General features: G+C 33.8%; 20 protein-coding genes. 13 read left to right on the forward strand and 7 right to left on the reverse strand.

The features are described from left to right. Positions 1-13 precede the first annotated feature (13 nt). The 9 genes from porX to BST91_RS06050 all read left to right on the forward strand — a co-directional run bounded on the left by porX (position 14) and on the right by BST91_RS06050 (position 8,401). Positions 14-1,564 (forward strand): T9SS response regulator signal transducer PorX, encoded by a 1,551-nt coding sequence (porX, locus tag BST91_RS06010; protein ID WP_085774831.1) that lies wholly within the window; start codon positions 14-16, stop codon positions 1,562-1,564. Continuing rightward, a complete protein-coding gene (gene tsaE / locus BST91_RS06015; RefSeq protein ID WP_085774832.1) occupies positions 1,564-1,989 on the forward strand; it encodes a tRNA (adenosine(37)-N6)-threonylcarbamoyltransferase complex ATPase subunit type 1 TsaE in 426 nt (141 codons plus the stop codon). The genes porX and tsaE overlap by 1 nt, the downstream gene beginning before the upstream one ends. A 176-nt stretch (positions 1,990-2,165) precedes the next feature. After that, the gene (locus BST91_RS06020) at positions 2,166-2,345 is read left to right on the forward strand and encodes a hypothetical protein (RefSeq protein WP_042279245.1); all 180 of its coding nucleotides are present in this window, start codon (positions 2,166-2,168) and stop codon (positions 2,343-2,345) included. A gap of 107 nt (positions 2,346-2,452) precedes the next feature. Then, positions 2,453-2,935, forward strand: a complete 483-nt coding sequence (locus BST91_RS06025) for a hypothetical protein (protein ID WP_042279246.1) — start codon at positions 2,453-2,455, stop codon at positions 2,933-2,935. A gap of 13 nt (positions 2,936-2,948) precedes the next feature. Further along, complete coding sequence (locus tag BST91_RS06030; protein ID WP_085774833.1) at positions 2,949-4,148, forward strand: alanine dehydrogenase; 1,200 nt, start codon at positions 2,949-2,951, stop codon at positions 4,146-4,148. Between the two features lie 7 nt (positions 4,149-4,155). Continuing rightward, the gene (locus BST91_RS06035) at positions 4,156-4,533 is read left to right on the forward strand and encodes a hypothetical protein (protein WP_085774834.1); all 378 of its coding nucleotides are present in this window, start codon (positions 4,156-4,158) and stop codon (positions 4,531-4,533) included. A gap of 171 nt (positions 4,534-4,704) precedes the next feature. Next, positions 4,705-5,898 (forward strand): ADP-forming succinate--CoA ligase subunit beta, encoded by a 1,194-nt coding sequence (sucC, locus tag BST91_RS06040; protein ID WP_060522378.1) that lies wholly within the window; start codon positions 4,705-4,707, stop codon positions 5,896-5,898. A gap of 327 nt (positions 5,899-6,225) precedes the next feature. Then, positions 6,226-7,509: an ammonium transporter gene (locus tag BST91_RS06045; RefSeq protein ID WP_085774835.1), complete on the forward strand. Its 1,284-nt coding sequence runs from the start codon at positions 6,226-6,228 to the stop codon at positions 7,507-7,509. A gap of 325 nt (positions 7,510-7,834) precedes the next feature. After that, the gene (locus BST91_RS06050; RefSeq protein ID WP_244895702.1) at positions 7,835-8,401 is read left to right on the forward strand and encodes a pseudouridine synthase; all 567 of its coding nucleotides are present in this window, start codon (positions 7,835-7,837) and stop codon (positions 8,399-8,401) included. Here the strand turns inward: BST91_RS06050 and BST91_RS06055 are convergent. Both BST91_RS06055 and murA read right to left on the reverse strand, forming a co-directional pair. After that, positions 8,370-8,984 (reverse strand): hypothetical protein, encoded by a 615-nt coding sequence (locus tag BST91_RS06055; protein ID WP_052510373.1) that lies wholly within the window; start codon positions 8,982-8,984, stop codon positions 8,370-8,372. The genes BST91_RS06050 and BST91_RS06055 overlap by 32 nt on opposite strands. Before the next feature lie 93 nt (positions 8,985-9,077). Next, positions 9,078-10,397 (reverse strand): UDP-N-acetylglucosamine 1-carboxyvinyltransferase, encoded by a 1,320-nt coding sequence (murA, locus tag BST91_RS06060; RefSeq protein WP_042279252.1) that lies wholly within the window; start codon positions 10,395-10,397, stop codon positions 9,078-9,080. A 251-nt stretch (positions 10,398-10,648) separates the two neighbouring features. Between murA and BST91_RS06065 the strand changes: the two genes are divergently transcribed. The 3 genes from BST91_RS06065 (at position 10,649) to BST91_RS06075 (ending at position 12,349) form a co-directional block, all read left to right on the forward strand. Next, complete coding sequence (locus tag BST91_RS06065) at positions 10,649-11,290, forward strand: DUF937 domain-containing protein (RefSeq protein ID WP_060522373.1); 642 nt, start codon at positions 10,649-10,651, stop codon at positions 11,288-11,290. A 133-nt stretch (positions 11,291-11,423) separates the two neighbouring features. Then, positions 11,424-11,834: a DUF6146 family protein gene (locus tag BST91_RS06070; RefSeq protein WP_060524887.1), complete on the forward strand. Its 411-nt coding sequence runs from the start codon at positions 11,424-11,426 to the stop codon at positions 11,832-11,834. Positions 11,835-11,851: 17 nt separating this feature from the next. Then, complete coding sequence (locus tag BST91_RS06075) at positions 11,852-12,349, forward strand: DUF6787 family protein (RefSeq protein ID WP_085774837.1); 498 nt, start codon at positions 11,852-11,854, stop codon at positions 12,347-12,349. On the opposite strand, the gene BST91_RS06080 is transcribed toward BST91_RS06075, so the two are convergent. The 4 genes from BST91_RS06080 to rpsF form a co-directional block, all read right to left on the reverse strand. Next, positions 12,346-12,825: a DUF6495 family protein gene (locus BST91_RS06080; RefSeq protein ID WP_085774838.1), complete on the reverse strand. Its 480-nt coding sequence runs from the start codon at positions 12,823-12,825 to the stop codon at positions 12,346-12,348. The genes BST91_RS06075 and BST91_RS06080 overlap by 4 nt on opposite strands. 66 nt (positions 12,826-12,891) lie before the next feature. Beyond that, positions 12,892-13,341 (reverse strand): 50S ribosomal protein L9, encoded by a 450-nt coding sequence (gene rplI / locus BST91_RS06085; RefSeq protein ID WP_042279262.1) that lies wholly within the window; start codon positions 13,339-13,341, stop codon positions 12,892-12,894. Positions 13,342-13,358: 17 nt separating this feature from the next. Beyond that, a complete protein-coding gene (gene rpsR, locus BST91_RS06090; RefSeq protein WP_042279264.1) occupies positions 13,359-13,655 on the reverse strand; it encodes a 30S ribosomal protein S18 in 297 nt (98 codons plus the stop codon). Positions 13,656-13,657: 2 nt separating this feature from the next. Beyond that, positions 13,658-14,002, reverse strand: coding sequence for a 30S ribosomal protein S6 (rpsF, locus tag BST91_RS06095; RefSeq protein WP_042279266.1), 345 nt, complete (start codon positions 14,000-14,002; stop codon positions 13,658-13,660). 298 nt (positions 14,003-14,300) lie between these two features. Between rpsF and BST91_RS06100 the strand changes: the two genes are divergently transcribed. Beyond that, entirely contained in the window at positions 14,301-15,005 is a 705-nt protein-coding gene (locus BST91_RS06100) for a LytR/AlgR family response regulator transcription factor (protein ID WP_042279474.1), read from the forward strand. Positions 15,006-15,097: 92 nt separating this feature from the next. On the opposite strand, the gene priA is transcribed toward BST91_RS06100, so the two are convergent. Next, on the reverse strand, positions 15,098-17,551 hold the full coding sequence (gene priA / locus BST91_RS06105) for a replication restart helicase PriA (protein ID WP_085774839.1): 2,454 nt from the start codon (positions 17,549-17,551) through the stop codon (positions 15,098-15,100). Positions 17,552-17,571: the final 20 nt, after the last annotated feature.

Consider the following 17,571-nt stretch of genomic DNA (forward strand, 5'->3'; position numbering starts at 1 on the left):
CAAAGATACTAGTATGAATAATATCAAAATATTATGGGTAGATGACGAGGTAGATTTATTAAAACCTCACATACTCTTTTTAGAAAGCAAAGGTTATAAAGTTGATACTCGCGTGAGCGGCACAGAGGCTATTGACGCTATTGATGAAGATAACTATGATATTGTTTTTCTTGATGAAAATATGCCTGGACTTACAGGGCTAGAAACTCTTACAGAGATAAAAGAAAAACAATCACAGCTTCCTATCATCATGATCACTAAAAGTGAAGAGGAGTACATCATGGAAGAAGCAATAGGAGCAAAAATTGCTGACTATCTTATCAAACCTGTGAACCCTAATCAAATATTACTGTCGGTAAAAAAGAATCTGGATCACTCAAGGTTGATTAATGAGAAAACAACCAGTGATTACCAAAAAGAGTTTCAAAAAATATCAATGGAATTATCCATGATCAATTCCTATGAAGAATGGGTAAAACTTTATCAAAAACTTCTTTATTGGGAAATAGAATTAGAAGATATTGAGGACAGCGGTATGAGAGAAATATTAAATGCTCAAAAGACCGAAGCAAATCATCAGTTTTGCAAATTTATCGATCGTAATTATCCAGAATGGTTCGAAGATGAAGAACAAGCTCCTTTATTAAGTCATCAGTTATTTAGGAAGAAGGTTGTTCCTTCTTTAAAAAACAAGGAACAGGTTTTATTTGTAGTTATTGACAATTTAAGGTATGATCAATATAAGGCTTTTGAAGGGCTAGTTAACAATCATTATAAAAAACAACAAGAAGAAACGTATTGCTCCATTTTACCTACAGCCACTCAATACGCTAGAAATGCCATATTTAGTGGTTTGATGCCTGAAGATATGAAGAAACGTCATCCAGAATATTGGAAAGATGATACTGATGAAGGCGGTAAAAATATGCACGAGGCAGACTTTCTAGAAGCTCAGTTAAAAAGATTAAGATTAGATGTCAGTTGGCAATATCACAAAATCACCAATGAAAATAACGGGAGAAAACTTGCAGATAATTTTAAATCTCAAAAATACAACGACCTTACCGTTGTGGTCTACAACTTTGTTGATATGCTCTCTCATTCTAAAACTGAAATGGAGGTTATAAAAGAACTAGCTAGTAATGACAAAGCATACCGTTCTTTAACCTTAAGTTGGTTCAAAAATTCACCTTTACTAGAAATCATACAACGTGCGCAGCAATTGGGTATGAAACTAATCCTAACCACTGACCACGGTACGATAAATGTGACAACACCTAGTAAAGTAATTGGTGATAAGAATACGAGTTTGAATTTGAGATACAAAACAGGTCGTAGTTTAACATATGAAGACAAAGATGTTCTGGCAGCTCAAGACCCAGCTACTATAAAACTTCCTAAGATCAACATGAGTAGTAGTTTCATTTTTGCCAAAGGAGATTTATTTTTTGCATACCCTAATAATTACAATCACTACGTGAGTTATTACCGTAATACATATCAACACGGCGGTGTGTCTATGGAGGAAATGTTAATACCAGTAGCAACTTTTGAACCTAGATAATGGAATACACATATACTTTAGATACCGTTAACCAGGCTGCCAAAAAACTTTTAAGAGACCTTAATATAGAACAATCCATTTTTAATCGTTCTATTATAATTTGTTTTGAAGCAGAAATGGGTTCAGGCAAAACAACTTTGATAAAAGAGTTGTGCAAAGTACTTAAATCGAAAGATGAGATATCTTCACCGACATTTTCACTGGTAAACGAATATAAGTGTCCTTTCGGCGATGTTTTTCATTACGACCTGTACCGAATTAACCAAACAGAAGAGTTACTCGATCTAGGAATGGAAGATTATATCGACAAAATAGGTGTTCATTTTATAGAATGGCCACAGGTAGCAAAGCCTTTATTAACTGATTTTAAAACAGTTACAATTAATTTTGTAGATTTTAACTCTAGAACGTTTAACATATATTAAAAATTTTAATTAAACTTTAGATAAATTGTACTTTATCGATATGCAACACATAAACTATATAACGATTTTTTACTTTCGTTAAACTTTTTTATCATGTAGGAGTTTGGTTACACGATAAAGTGATTCTACATTTGAATCATCTTAATTGAAAACCTAACTATTTAAAACCCTACATTATGAAATCAAGAAAGATTCAAGCCTTCGCATTTTTAGCATTATTCACAGTATCATTAGCTGGTGCAGCTGTACAGTTCACTCCAGATACTGCTAAAGAAGAAACTTCTAAAACTTCTAAAGAAATCAAGAAGAAGCGTTTAGGTGAAGTATTAAACAGAGAAAACTTAAGATGGTTATAATACTATCTACTCTTTTATAAAAAAATCGGTTACTGAATAAGTAACCGATTTTTTTTTGAATTACTTTTTTTTGACTAATTTGCAGCAACTAGTCATTAAACCTATAAATGTCCAACAACTCTACCAATAAGAAAAGAAAGGTATTAGGTGGTAATATCATTATCGTCTTTCTTGCAAGTCTACCTTATCTTTTTCATTTCTATCAATTTGTTGATGCAGAAGATTATGTTGATTCAGATTTTGTAAACTCTCTTACTGAACCATTTGGAGGAGATCTCTATGTTGCACTTTGGGTGTTTTTTCAAAAACTATTTCCTTTTTTAATAACCTTAATTTGGTTTTTAACCTGTAAACATTGGTGGTATCATGCCATATTAATACCTATGGGAATGTATGCCATACAAGTATATACTGTATTAGACCCATCCATTGAGTTTGTAGATCAAAGAGACTTATATTTTATGGTACCCGTAGTTATAGGTGCCATCTTTTTAAGTTATACAGCAAGAGACATCGTGAGAGCAAGACTTGATGAACAAGGTTCAAAATTAGACGAGGAAATGCACAAGCCATCCGATAAGTGGATCTAATAGTTTTTATCATATGTCTAATATCTCTACACCTTTTACAAAAGACCAACTTATACCTCAAGAGGAGCGATTAGAAATTACTAGAACTAGTAGAGATTTAATCATAGGTATACCTAAAGAAAATCAAGAAATTGAAAGAAGGATATGTCTCACTCCCGATGCTGTTGCTGCTATTACAGCACACGGACATAAAATAATTATAGAAAAAGGTGCAGGATTAGGAAGTAATTTTACCGATCAAGATTACATAAATGCTGGTGGAGAAATTACATCAGACAAAAATAAAGTCTTTTCTTGTCCCATGGTACTCAAAGTTGCTCCACCATCTTTAGATGAAATAGACTTATTAAAGCCTAATGCAACTTTGTTCTCTGGTCTTCAATTAAAAACTAGAAGTAAAGCATATTTCAAAAAACTTGCCTCAAAAAAAATCACAGCTCTTGCTTACGAATTCATAACCGATGAATCTGGAAGATTTACAGCCGTAAATGCGCTTAGGGAGATATCAGGAATTGCATCAGTATTGATAGCTTCGGAGCTACTAGCAACTGGGTCAAATAGAACCGGCCAGTTATTTGGTAATATTACAGGTGTTCCTCCAGTTGACGTTGTAATTCTAGGAGCTGGTGTAATAGGTGAATTTGCCGCAAAAACAGCTCAAGGTCTTGGTGCTACGATAAAGGTTTTTGATAATTCCATTACCAATTTGAGGAGAATTCAAGATCGTGTAGGAAATCATATCTATACGTCCACTATTCAACCTAAATATTTAGCCAAAGCCTTGCGTCGATGTGACGTTGCTATTGGAGCATTAAGTGGTGAAGATCGTACACCTGTGGTAGTATCACAGCCTATGGTAGAAAATATGAAATCGGGTGCTGTCATAATTGATACAAGTATCGATATGGGCGGATGTTTTGAAACCAGTGAATTAACAACTCACTCCTCGCCTACCTATGATAAGTTTAATATTACACATTATTGTGTACCTAATTTACCTAGTAGATATAGTCGTACAGCAACGATCTCCCTTAGTAATATCTTTACACCCTATCTTCTTAATATCGGTGGTGATGGTGGTATTGAACACACATTACGAACCGATAAAGGTCTAAAATGTAGCGTTTATTTATACCACGGTATTCTTACAAATAAATCCGTTGGACAATGGTATGACTTACCACATAGCGATGTAAATTTGCTCATCTTTTAAATAAGTTATGAGAAAAATAAGACGATGGGGACTGTACATGAGTGGATTTGCAATTGGAATGGTCTTTCTACTATTTTTTTGGACAGGAAAACGCACTCAATGCACGTGGATGCCTGAAGCCAGGGTTATAAATGATATTGGAAAAAAGTCTATAAGATTGTCCCCAGAAGTTAGAGAATTACTTAAAAGTGAACAATTAGACACGTTAAGTATCCAGCTTATTCTTAAATATGGTAATGTTGATTTTTCAAAATCAAATACAGATACAATTCCTTGTAATTTTTATCATATTTCTGGTAGAGAAGATTTAAAAAACACCGCACTTTGGGTGCGCAACTGTGATCGTTTTGCAAGAGTAGAAAAAGTTATAACTACAACGGAGTAGAAACTTATCATTTAAAATTGGGATGTATTTATTACGCTTTCGCGAAAGCGTAGATCAAATAACAAAGTACTTTGATAAAACCTTAATAAAATAGGCCTAAATTATACTATCAATTCTAAGGCTCATTTCTTATTTTTGCTACAAATTATTAATTGACATTAAATTCTATATATGAATCTTCACGAATATCAAGGAAAAGAAATACTCGCTGGATACGGTGTAACTGTTCAAAGAGGTAAAGTAGCAACTACTGCTGCAGAAGCTGTAGAAGCAGCAAAAGCACTTACCGAAGAAACCGGAACTGGATGGCATGTAATTAAAGCACAAGTTCACGCTGGTGGTCGCGGTAAAGGTGGTGGAGTTAAACTTGCAAAAAACCTAGATGAAGTTAATGAAATTGCAGGTCAAATTATAGGAATGGACTTAGTTACTCCTCAAACTCCGCCAGAAGGAAAAAGAGTTCACCAGGTCCTTGTAGCTGAAGATGTTTACTATCCTGGAGACAGTGAACCAGAAGAGTTTTACATGTCTGTTTTATTAGATCGTGCAGCTGGTAAAAATATGATCATGTATTCTACAGAAGGTGGAATGGACATTGAAACTGTTGCTGAAGAAACTCCACACTTAATTTTTACTGAAACTATTGATCCTGCTCACGGTTTACAAGGTTTCCAAGCTAGAAGAATAGCTTTTAACCTAGGTCTAAGTGGTAAAGCGTTCAAAGAAATGACAAAATTTGTTAATGCTCTTTACAATGCCTATGTAGGTTCTGATTCTTCTTTATTTGAAATCAACCCTGTATTAAAAGCAAGTGATGACCGCATAATCGCTGTAGACTGTAAAATTTCTCTTGATGAAAACGCGCTTTATCGTCACAAAGACATCGCAGAGATGCGAGACACTCGTGAAGAAAATGCAACCGAAGTAGAAGCCAAAGCAGTTGGTCTTAACTATGTAGATCTTGATGGTAACGTAGGTTGTATGGTAAATGGTGCTGGACTAGCAATGGCTACTATGGACTTAATTAAAATGGCTGGAGGAGAACCAGCAAACTTTCTAGACGTAGGTGGTACTGCAGATGCTAAACGTGTAGAGGAAGCTTTTAGAATTATTCTTAAAGATCCAGCAGTAGAAGCTATCCTAGTTAATATCTTTGGTGGTATTGTAAGATGTGATAGAGTAGCACAAGGAATTGTTGACGCTTACAAAAATATGGGTGATGAAATTAATGTGCCTATCATTGTAAGATTGCAAGGTACTAACGCAGAAATCGCTAAGGAATTAATAGACAACTCTGGACTAGACGTACAGAGTGCAGTTGAATTCCAAGAAGCTGCAGATAAAGTACAGCAAGTACTAGCTTAAATTTTCATAAATGCAAATAAAAAAACCGCCTTTTGAAGGCGGTTTTTTTATTTCTAGTTTATTAAGAATTAAACGAAAACGATATAGTCTTTATGCAATTCCGTCAACGATGGTTTAACTTTTATCATATTCTTGATAATTTATTCCTTCTTTTGAGATATTTCTATTTAATTGCTATAATCCAATTCTACAACACTGAATTATGTGTTTGATTTATAGTTACTTAATAATTTTACCAATAGAATTGAATTGAAATTTTCTTTATTATCTATTAATCTAATTTGAAGTACTCCTAATTTTAAAACCATAATTTAATACGTTTTAAGAATGGGAAAAAAATGGAACTTTATCGTTTTACTTGTACTTATTATTATCTCACTTATTTTGGGAGAACCTTATGAGATAGGGGAATTAAGTACTCAAATTGATACGGGTGATACTGCATGGATGTTAGTTGCTAGCGCGTTTGTATTACTTATGACTCCTGGACTAGCTTTTTTCTATGGTGGAATGGTTAACAAGAAAAATGTGATTTCCACGATGTTACAAAGTTTTATTGCCTTAGGTATTGTGAGTGTTCTTTGGGTGATTGTCGGATTCAGCCTAGCCTTTGGTGATAGTATAGGAGGAATAATAGGTAATCCAATGACGTATTTCAATTTTAAAAATGTAACTCTATCACCTAATCCAAATTTTGGTTCTACTATTCCGTTTTTATTATTTGCCTTTTTTCAATTAAAATTTGCCATTATTACTCCTGCTCTTATTACCGGTAGTTTTGCTGGTAGAATAAGATTTAGATCTTACATCCTGTATATTGTTCTGTTCATTTTATTTATCTATACTCCATTAGCTCACATGACTTGGCATCCGGATGGATTGTTAAGAAATCTAGGTGTACTAGATTTTGCAGGCGGGACAGTCGTTCATATGAGCGCTGGATTTGCTGCACTTGCTGGTGCAGTTTTCTTAGGTAAACGTAAAAAGATTACACACGAGACTACTAACACAGCTTACATCATTTTAGGAACAGCTTTATTATGGTTTGGCTGGTTTGGTTTTAACGCAGGATCTGCTCTAGGTGTAAATATGGATACGGTAATATCATTTGCAAATACAAATCTTGCAAGTGCCACCGCTATGATTACTTGGGTTTTTTATGACAGATTTTCTGGCCGCAAGATGAGTGCTTTAAATGCTTGTATTGGAGCTATAGTAGGATTAGTAGCCATAACTCCAGCAGCTGGATTTGTATCACTTAGTCAGTCTATTTTTATAGGATTTATCGCAGCACTAATAAGTAATTGGGCTATTAGATTTAAAAACAAAACCGATCTTGATGATACACTAGACGTTTTTCCTTCTCACGGTGTAGGTGGTGTTGTAGGAATGATCCTTACAGCTGTTTTTGCCAAAGAAGTTGGGCTGATTTATGGAGAGACAACTACTTTTGCATGGCATATGATATCTCTTGTAGGCGTTTCTATATTTACGTTTGCTGGCAGCTGGATATTATATTGGATAGTAAATAAAATAATCCCATTGAGAGTGAGAGAAGATCAAGAAAAGAGAGGACTAGACGCTTCGCAACATGGTGAAACCTATTCTTAGAATTGTAAATTTTACAAACAGTTAACTAATTATTCTCATTAAATTTAATGGGTTACGCTAGAACTATTTTACTTTTATTCTAGTAAAATGTTGCGTTATGGAAAAGGAAAAACAAGAACTATTAAGTCGCTACAATACTTGTAATCTTGGACTTTCAAGACAATTAAACTATCTAAGAAAAAAATCTATAGAAGCTAGAAGTTATTTTCCTTTTTTTCAAAATAGGAAACTATCAAATTCCTAAATTTTACTCTTAGATCAGATATCTTTGTGCATCTACATTATTATGGATGCTCAACATTTTTTAGTTTATAAACCGTTCCGCATGGTAAGTCAATTTCTTACTAATGATGGAAAACAAAAAAGAAAAAGGTTTTTAAAAGAGTTGGGCTCATTTCCCGATAACATAATGGCAATAGGTAGACTAGATGAAAAGACTGAAGGTTTACTTTTACTAACCACTTGTGGCAAAACAAGTGATATTATCAACAGATCAAAACTATGGTCAAAAACCTATCACGCTCAAGTAGATGGGAAGATAACTCAATCCGTAATAGAACAATTAAAAAATGGTGTAGTTATTACTGTAAACGGTAAACCTTATACCACAAATCCATGTGAAGCTGCTATAAGCCAAGAACCAGATTACAATTTAACTCATACCTATATTAGAGACGAAAAACACGGTCCTACAAGTTGGATTTCTATCACCTTAAACGAAGGAAAGTTTAGACAGGTAAGAAAAATGTGTAGTAAGGTAGGCTTTCCTGTTTTAAGACTTGTACGCACACAAATAGGCCCATTTCAATTAAATGATGTTAAAAATCAGAAGGTAATTGATGTAACTGATCGTCTGGAAACTATTCTTTTAGAACAACAAGCAAAGCTTTAACACCAGAAGCAAGATTCCATTCATTTTTTTGAATAACCTCACCTTTATCGTTCATCACTACAAACTCTGCCGTATTAGGACCTGACTCACCTTGATTAAGAGCTTCTATCTCTATTTTATTAAATCCTTGCTTAAGCGGAATTCGTACACCTTGATAAGCATATTTTAAATAAATCTTCTCAATTACCACCTTATCATCTACCCATATACGTACTAGATCACCATCTTGATAACCATGATCTCTACACATCAATTTTATGATGGTTTCCCCAGTTCTTATTTCCCCTAGAAAGGTATCACTTACAAAACCTGGTCCCATGGGTGCATCTTGTTTAAGCTTTGTCTTCTCTTTAAATTTAATACCGGGATTAGTAAGGTCTGTTTCCTGTCTCAGATTAATTTTGGGTTCCTTTTTAGGTCTTTTCAATACAGTAGACTCCTCATTTTCTGGAAATAACAAACTTCCTCCTGATTCCGTTTCTGGAACAGGTTTAATTTTTTTATTAGTCGACTCTGGTAGTTCTTGTGCATTTAGAACATAAGGAACCGCGACTAATAACAATAAAAATAGGAATCTTCTCATAACAATTAAATACCAAAAACCTTGCCTTTTTTTAAAGGTAAGGTTTTTAGTCTTTTAATCACCAACACTTTACGTTAATAAAGTTAATTAGTTTTAAAATTGAGAACCAACGCGTTCAATTTTAGCTCCAATAGCTTTAAGTCTAGAGTCAATATTTTGATATCCGCGATCAATCTGTTCAATGTTATGGATAGTGCTAGTTCCTTTGGCGCTTAGTGCGGCGATTAATAAAGATATCCCAGCCCTAATATCTGGACTTGTCATTGTCGTCGCTTTTAAAGAAGACTTAAAATCATGACCTATTACACTCGCTCTATGAGGATCGCAAAGAATTATTTTTGCTCCCATGTCGATTAATTTGTCTGTGAAGAAAAGTCTACTTTCAAACATTTTTTGATGAATAAGAACACTACCTCGAGCTTGCGTGGCTACTACAAGAACAATACTTAATAAATCTGGGGTAAAACCTGGCCATGGAGCATCAGAAATAGTTAAGATACTACCATCTATATAGTTTTGAATTTCATAACCATCTTCATGGGCAGGAATATGAATATCATCTCCTACTCTATTTATCGTTATACCTAATTTTCTAAAAGTATCTGGAATTATTCCCAGCTCATCATAAGCTACATTTTTGATAGTAATTTCACTTTTTGTCATGGCAGCAAGACCTATCCAACTTCCAATTTCTATCATATCAGGTAGGATTCGGTGTTTAGTTCCTCCTAATTTTTCAACTCCCGTAATTTTTAATAGATTGGATCCTATCCCATCTATTTTGGCACCCATACGCACCAGCATGTTACATAATTGTTGTAAGTAAGGCTCGCAAGCCGCGTTGTAAATAGTTGTGACACCTTTAGCTAGTACGGCGGCCATGACAATGTTTGCGGTTCCAGTCACCGATGCCTCATCTAATAACATATACGTCCCATGCAACTCTTCGGCCTCAACCCCATAAAAGTATTCTTCTCTATTGTATCTAAAAGTAGCTCCCAGTTTTATAAAACCTTCAAAATGAGTATCTAATCTACGTCTACCTATCTTATCACCACCTGGTCTAGGAATGTATCCTTTACCAAATCTAGCGAGCAATGGACCAACTAGCATAATGGAACCTCTTAATCCTCTTCCTTGAATTTTATAATCTTCAGATTGAAGAAAATCTAAATTGATTTCATCGGCTTGAAAGGTATAGGAGTCTGAACTGTTTTTTGTGACTTTTACACCTAGATTATTTAATAGAGCTATTAATTTATTTACATCAATAATATCAGGAACATTATCAATACGTACAGGTTCATCGGTAAGCAGTACAGCACATAAAATTTGAAGTGCTTCATTTTTGGCTCCTTGCGGTTGTATGTCTCCTTTTAATTGGTGTCCTCCTTCTATTATAAATGTTCCCATATTTTAATTCTTCTATTTCAGTAAAAATAAGTCGATAGAATTACATAACTAATAGATTTTTAATCAAGTTTACACTTTTAGTTAACAGTAAAAGGTGAATCATTTTTACGCTTTCGCGAAAGCGAATCATCAAAAACACTCTTTTCATCGTATTTTTACACCTTTAATCTACTAATTTTTTTAACAATTAATATTTTTGAATTCCTTTCACCATAAATCGTAATTTTAAAAACAAATCAAATTAATAAACAATGGCTTCAATTTTAGATCTTTTACAATCTGACCTAGGTCAGACTTTGATACAAGGCGCATCTCAAAAAACAGGACAACCAGCAGATAAAACTGCCAATGTACTTTCACAGGCTATGCCTTTAATACTGGGCGCAATGCAACGTAATGCAAGTACTCCTGAAGGGGCAGCTGCTTTAAATAATGCGCTAGAAAATCCTAAACATAGTTCTGGCAGTGTTCTCGATATGTTAGGAGGAATTTTTGGTGATGGTCCAGGTTCTCCAGAGGAGTTAGAGAACGACGGTGCTGGTATATTGGGACATGTTCTAGGTGCTAAACAACCTAGAATTGAAACTGCATTATCACAATCTAGTGGGATGGACATGCAGTCGGTAAGTAAAATTATAAAAATTGCAGCTCCTATTTTAATGGGTATGCTAGGTAAGCAAAAACAGACTTCTCAAACGCAATCGAATGGTATAGGTGATTTACTAGGATCTGTTTTGGGACAATCTGGATCACATGATCAATCATTTATTGAAACTTTATTAGACAGTGATGGCGATGGAAGCATTGTTGACGATGTGGCCGGAATGGTGCTAGGTGGCAATAAGAAAAAAGGTGGTCTAGGTGGACTTCTAGGTGGACTATTTGGAAAATAAATTCCTTACTATTTTCTCATAATTAAGCCCTACTTTTATAAGTAGGGCTTTTTTACTCAATAAAATGCAGTCTTTACTAAATGGTACTTTAATAGCTATATAGTTTCTATCATTTTTGTTTAAAATTATTACCATGAAAAATATTATAACAACACTAGGACTAATAGCAATTCTTATCTCTTGTAGTGCTTTAAAAGAATCAAATCAAGTAAAGAATAATAAAAATGTAATTACTAACGATACCATACGTATTGCCAATGATAGCCTGGACTATGAAATAATAATTATTGAACCAGGGTTTTATGGATGGCTGGGTACACAACCACAAAGAGGATATTACACCCAATCCTCAATGGAAATTACTAATCAATTCAAAGTAAGGGAATATAATTTAAGAGTTCTTAATCCGACAAGATTTGATCCTAACCTGTACGTATGGAGAATCGACTATGAAAGTAAAATTGATTATGGGTATGAAGTAAATTGGTTGCTATATAACTACTTCCTATTCTTTGAAAAAAAGTATAATCAAAAATTGATGTAAGCCTTACCTTTGCTCCCATGAATAGGATAAAAAGCAATTGGGATATCGAGAAAAATTGGCAACTTATTTATATCGTATTAGGTGTAGTTGGATTACTATTTAGTGGATACTTTGTAGCTATAAATTTGATACCAAATATATTTGAAGATGCTATTTATGAATTTGTATTTGTCTGTTGTGTTACCTTAATACTTGCTTATTTGTTTTACAGGTTGTGCTTGTACTTTTTTGGTAAATTGTATGAAAAATGGGGTATAACAAAAAAATACCGCATGGTAGCGATATTCATTGTTTTTGCAATAACAGGATCCTTATCTGCAAGACTTTCAAGTCCATTATTGCATTATATTGGGCTAGATCAATTATCCAAATGGATATACTGGCCTGCCAGACTGCTCATCATTTTTCCTATTTACCAAATATTATTAGTAGCCATGGGATGGCTTTTTGGTCAATTTGAATTTTTCTGGTGGTTTGAAAAGAAAATGCTTAGCAGGTTCGGTATAAAACTTTAATTGCCTAATTCAACAAGATTTTCAAAGTACTGATATAATTGTCCTTTGGTTATCACTGCTCCAGATTCAATAATTTTGAATTTATCCTCATTTGGAAATTCTCCGTAAGCTTTTGTAGCAGTGAATAGTTTAACTGATTCATCCAGTAAATTATCTTGCAACCATTTATATCCTTCGGTAGTGGTAATGTCAATTTCTTTATTACCTATAATGATAGATATAAGACTCATTTCCTTTTCGCCTGTGTGAAAAAGATTCATTGATTGGGCCGATATGTGTTCTAGGTATTCTGCTTTATTTAAAACACCTTCCCAAACTAGATCAGAAAACACATCAATCTCTTGTTCTGCAACATGAGGCTGGGTATTTTTAATATCATCCCATTCTTTTTTATCAATGGACTGAGCAGCAAGAAAATGAATAAATTCCTCGTGCATTTCCTCCAACTGTTCTTTTGTGAGTCTACGGTATTTCATAAAAAGACTTATTAAAAAAGCCGTTTCAATAAATTGAAACGGCTTTTATGTTATTAATTTGAAAGATTACTTTGCTTCAACTACGTTAAAACTAAAGTTAGACTGTACTTCTCTGTGGAAACGTACAGTTGCCTCGTATGGGCCTAATCTTTTGATGCTACCACCTGCAATAGAGATGAATTTTTTATCGATTTCTATACCTTCTTTAGCAAGATAGTCTGAAACATCTGCAGTAGTTACAGAACCGAATAATTTATCACCATCACCAGTTTTAGCTGGGATACTCAATTCAAGAGCGTTTAATTTATCAGCTTGTGATTGTGCGTTCTTGATATTGTTTGCTTCTTTGTGAGCTCTTTGTTTAAGAGTTTCTGCTAATTGCTTCTTTGCACTAGCTGTAGCCATTACCGCAAGTCCATTTGGGATAAGGTAATTGCGACCATAACCAGGCTTAACAGTCACTACGTCATCTGTAAAACCTAAATGTTCTACGTCTTTCTTTAATATAAGTTCCATATTGTTAAACTGATTAATTATTTAAGTAAATCTCCTACGTAAGGCATTAATGCAAGGTGACGAGCTCTTTTTACTGCAACTGCCACTTTACGCTGATACTTTAAAGAAGTTCCTGTAAGACGTCTAGGTAATAACTTACCTTGTTCGTTTACAAATGAAAGTAAAAAATCAGCATCTTTATAATCTATGTATTTAATACCGCTACGCTTAAAACGACAGTATTTTTTTCTAGATTGAGTTTCTATATTAAGAGGAGACAAGTAACGGATGTCACCATCTTTTTTACCTTTAGCTTGTTGTTGTAATGTTGCCATGATTAAGCTTTTTGTTTTTTAGACATTCTACTTCTTCTTTTCTCTGCCCACTCGATAGCATACTTATCAAGTTTTACAGTAAGATAACGCATAACGCGCTCATCACGACGGAATTCAACTTCAAAATCGTTGATTACCTCACCTTCAACTTGGAATTCAAAAAGAGAATAAAATCCACTTTTCTTGTTTTGGATTGGGTAAGCTAACTTTTTTAGTCCCCAATCTTCTTTTGATACCATTTTTGCTCCACGGCTAGTAAGGAAATCTTCGTATTTCTTTACTGCTTCCTTTACCTGATCTTCAGATAAAACGGGATTCAAAATGAAAACAGTTTCGTATTGATTCATATTAATTGTATTTAAACGGCTGCAAAAGTACACTTTTAATAATATTTATACAACTTGTTTTTATTCCTGCTTTAAAAAGTTAACAATTGATTATAATTATGTAAACGCTTGAAAATAAAAGTTTAAACAAAATTTCATTAACAATGTTATCATTAACAGCTGATTAACAATGATTTAGAAGTCAAGTTTTTATGAGGTAATTCGTTTAAATATCAAATTTATTCGATAAAATGTACTTTTTTTTTGCATTTCATCAGAAAAGTGTGTAGAATTGTCCAAGAAATCAAAAGTAATAAGTATGAGTAATGCAGTGCTTAATTGTTTTGTTGTGGATGATTCAAGTATCCAACGACTTTCAATCGTCAAATTAATAGAAGGTCACCCTAACCTTAGATTAGTAGGTGAGTTTAGTAATGCAGTCGAGACTAAATCTGCTCTAGAGAATCAATCCGTTGATCTCATATTCTTAGACATCGAAATGCCCATACTTACAGGATTTGATTTATTAGATGATATCGCAGAAAAACCGGGAATTATTTTTGTAACTGGTCAAACTAAGTATGCCTTTAAAGCATTTGATTATGCAGCAATCGATTACTTACAGAAACCAATAAAAAAGGATAGGTTTTTATATGCTGTAGAACGTGCACTACTTGCGCACAAGGTGAAAAACGAAATGATTGAAGATCGTGGAGAATTCATCTTTGTAAAAAGCAATCTTAAAAAACGTAAAGTGTATCTTAAAGAGCTACGATACATACAAGCTCTTGGAGATTACGTAAAGTTGATAACCGAGGAAGATAACCTTGTGGTACTCTCAACCATGAAGTCTTTTGAAAACCTTCTTCCAGAAGAGGATTTTATGAGAATTCACAAGTCTTACATTATAAATCTTAGAAAAGTAGAAAAGTTCAATTCCAAAGCGGTTGAATTAGGAACCGATGTGTTACCTCTTTCCCGCAACAGGAAATCAGAATTAGTTGAGGCGTTGTCTCAATTTTAAATAGTAGGTTCAATTAGGATAAAGAAGCATCTCATTTGAGGTGCTTTTTTAGTTTACGCTTTCGCGAAAGCGTAACAGAACTCCATTTTTTTTTAATATGGGTCTACATCTATTACACACCTCACTGATCTATATGGAGCTATAGATTCAAAACTGGATTTGACTTTATTGATATGATTTTTAATAGAAGCAATACTGTGTTTTTTATCGGCCTTGAGAAAAATATTCATCAAATATTGATTTCTTATCCTGGCAACAGCAGGAAATTCTGGACCTAACAATTGACCTACACTTTCTAAAGGTTGCAGACCTTTGTAAAACCAATTGGCAGCCTCTTGCACTCTAGTAATATCTTTGGCTTTAAAAGTTATTTTTATCATACGATAGTACGGCGGATATTTAAACTGATACCTATCCTCTACTTGTTGTTTGTACATTGTATGATAATCATAAACACTAACCTGTTGTAAAATTTGATGATCTGGTGAATAGCTTTGAATTAATACTTTACCTCGCTTATTAGTGCGACCACTGCGTCCTGCTACTTGCGTGAGTAATTGAAAACAACGTTCATGCGATCTAAAGTCTGGGAAATTAAGCATACTATCTGCATTAAGAACACCAACTAGCGCTACATTTCTAAAATCCAATCCCTTAGTGAGCATTTGTGTTCCTACTAGACAGTCAACCTCTTGATTTTCTACTTGATTTATTATGGTTTGATAACTGTTTTTTCCTCGAGTAGTATCTAGATCCATTCTTAAGATACTATGATTAGGAAACAATTCTTTAAATTCTTGTTCAACTTGTTCTGTGCCTAATCCTTTTGTTGATAAATCATTGCTTGTACATGAGGCACATTGAGTAGGCGCTGCAGTATGAAATCCACAGTAATGACACCTTAACTGTCCTTTATATTTATGATACGTAAGAGAAACATCGCACCTAGGGCATTGAGGAGAATGCCCACATGTATTGCATTCCATAAAGGGTGAATATCCTCTCCTATTTTGAAATAAAATTACTTGTTCTTGATTTTCAAAGCACTCTTGAATGGCCGTTATCAAGGTGTCTGAAAAATGTCCTTTCATTTTCTTTTTACGGTGTTTCTGTTTGAGATCCACCATATTGATTTCTGGCATTAAAACATTATTAAACCTTCTTTTTAACTCGGCTAAATGATATTTTGAGCTTTTTACATTATAATAACTTTCTAATGATGGTGTAGCGCTTCCTAATAGGATTCTAGAATTAAAAAGTTGACCTAGAACGATTGCAGTATCTCGCGCATTATATCTAGGTGCAGGATCAAATTGTTTAAAACTTGATTCATGTTCTTCATCTACTATGATCAGGCCTAATTTAGAAAATGGTAGTAATACAGCACTACGTGCACCTATTATCACGTAGGGTTCTTTTGAAGCTAGAATATGATTCCAGGTTTCTAGTCTCTCGTTAGTAGTATACCTAGAATGATAAACGAGTACTTTGTGTTTAAAGTAATTTTGTAATCTAGAAATTAATTGAGTGGTTAAAGCGATTTCAGGTAGCAAATAAAGCACTTGATTTCCTTTTTCTAATTCTTCAAGTATTAGGCGTACATAAACTTCGGTCTTACCACTTGAAGTTACACCGTGTAATAAAACGGGTTTAGAATTCTCAAATCCTAACTTAATATTATCTATAGCTTTTTGTTGATCTGTGTTTAAAGTTTTTAGTTCACTACCCTTTTCTTTATTTGACTTAACCCTATCAATTCTAAATGCTTCTTGTACAAGAATTTCTTTATCCAATAAGGCTTTGATGGTATTACTAGATGATTGTGAGCGTTCTATTAAAACACTTCTTTTTATAAAGTCACCATATTTAGCCCTAAGCGTAAACAAGGCTAGTATAACATCTTTTTGCTTTGGAGCTCTTTCTAGAGTATTTAAAAGGGTTCTTAAATCATTATCATTAGCATAATTTTCGTGAAGTCGTACAAAATTTTCGGTCTTAGGCTTATATCTTTCTTTTACTTCCTCCTTTAAGGTTAGAATATCCTTTGCTATCAAATTATTGATGATAGGCATCACAGTTTTACGTTCTGTAATGCTTATAATATCTTCTATTTTAAGAACTGCCTTGTTCTCCAGGGCCTCAACGATTAAAAACTCATTATCAGTAAGATCTTCTTGAGAATAGATAGAATCCTCCTTTAAAACCAAGGTGGTTTCAGATTCAAGCAGAAAGGATTTGGGTAATGCTGCTTTCATTACTTGCCCCATACTACACATGTAATACTGGGAAATCCATTTCCATAATTTTAATTGTTCAATCGTAATGATAGGTTCTTCATCTAAGAAAAACTCAATAGATTTTACCTCATATTCAGTTGGGACATCATCAGTATAACCAACAACGATACCGGTTTGTATTTTATTCTTCCCAAAAGGTACTGCCACTCGTATTCCAATTTGCGCTAAATGAAAGGCATCAGAGTTCACCTCATAGGTAAAAATTCGACTTAATGGAAGAGGCAATAGAACCAGTATATATTGTTTCATACAAGATGTAAAGATAAAAT

Source organism: Nonlabens tegetincola, assembly GCF_002117085.1.
Taxonomy (GTDB): Bacteria; Bacteroidota; Bacteroidia; order Flavobacteriales; family Flavobacteriaceae; genus Nonlabens; species Nonlabens tegetincola.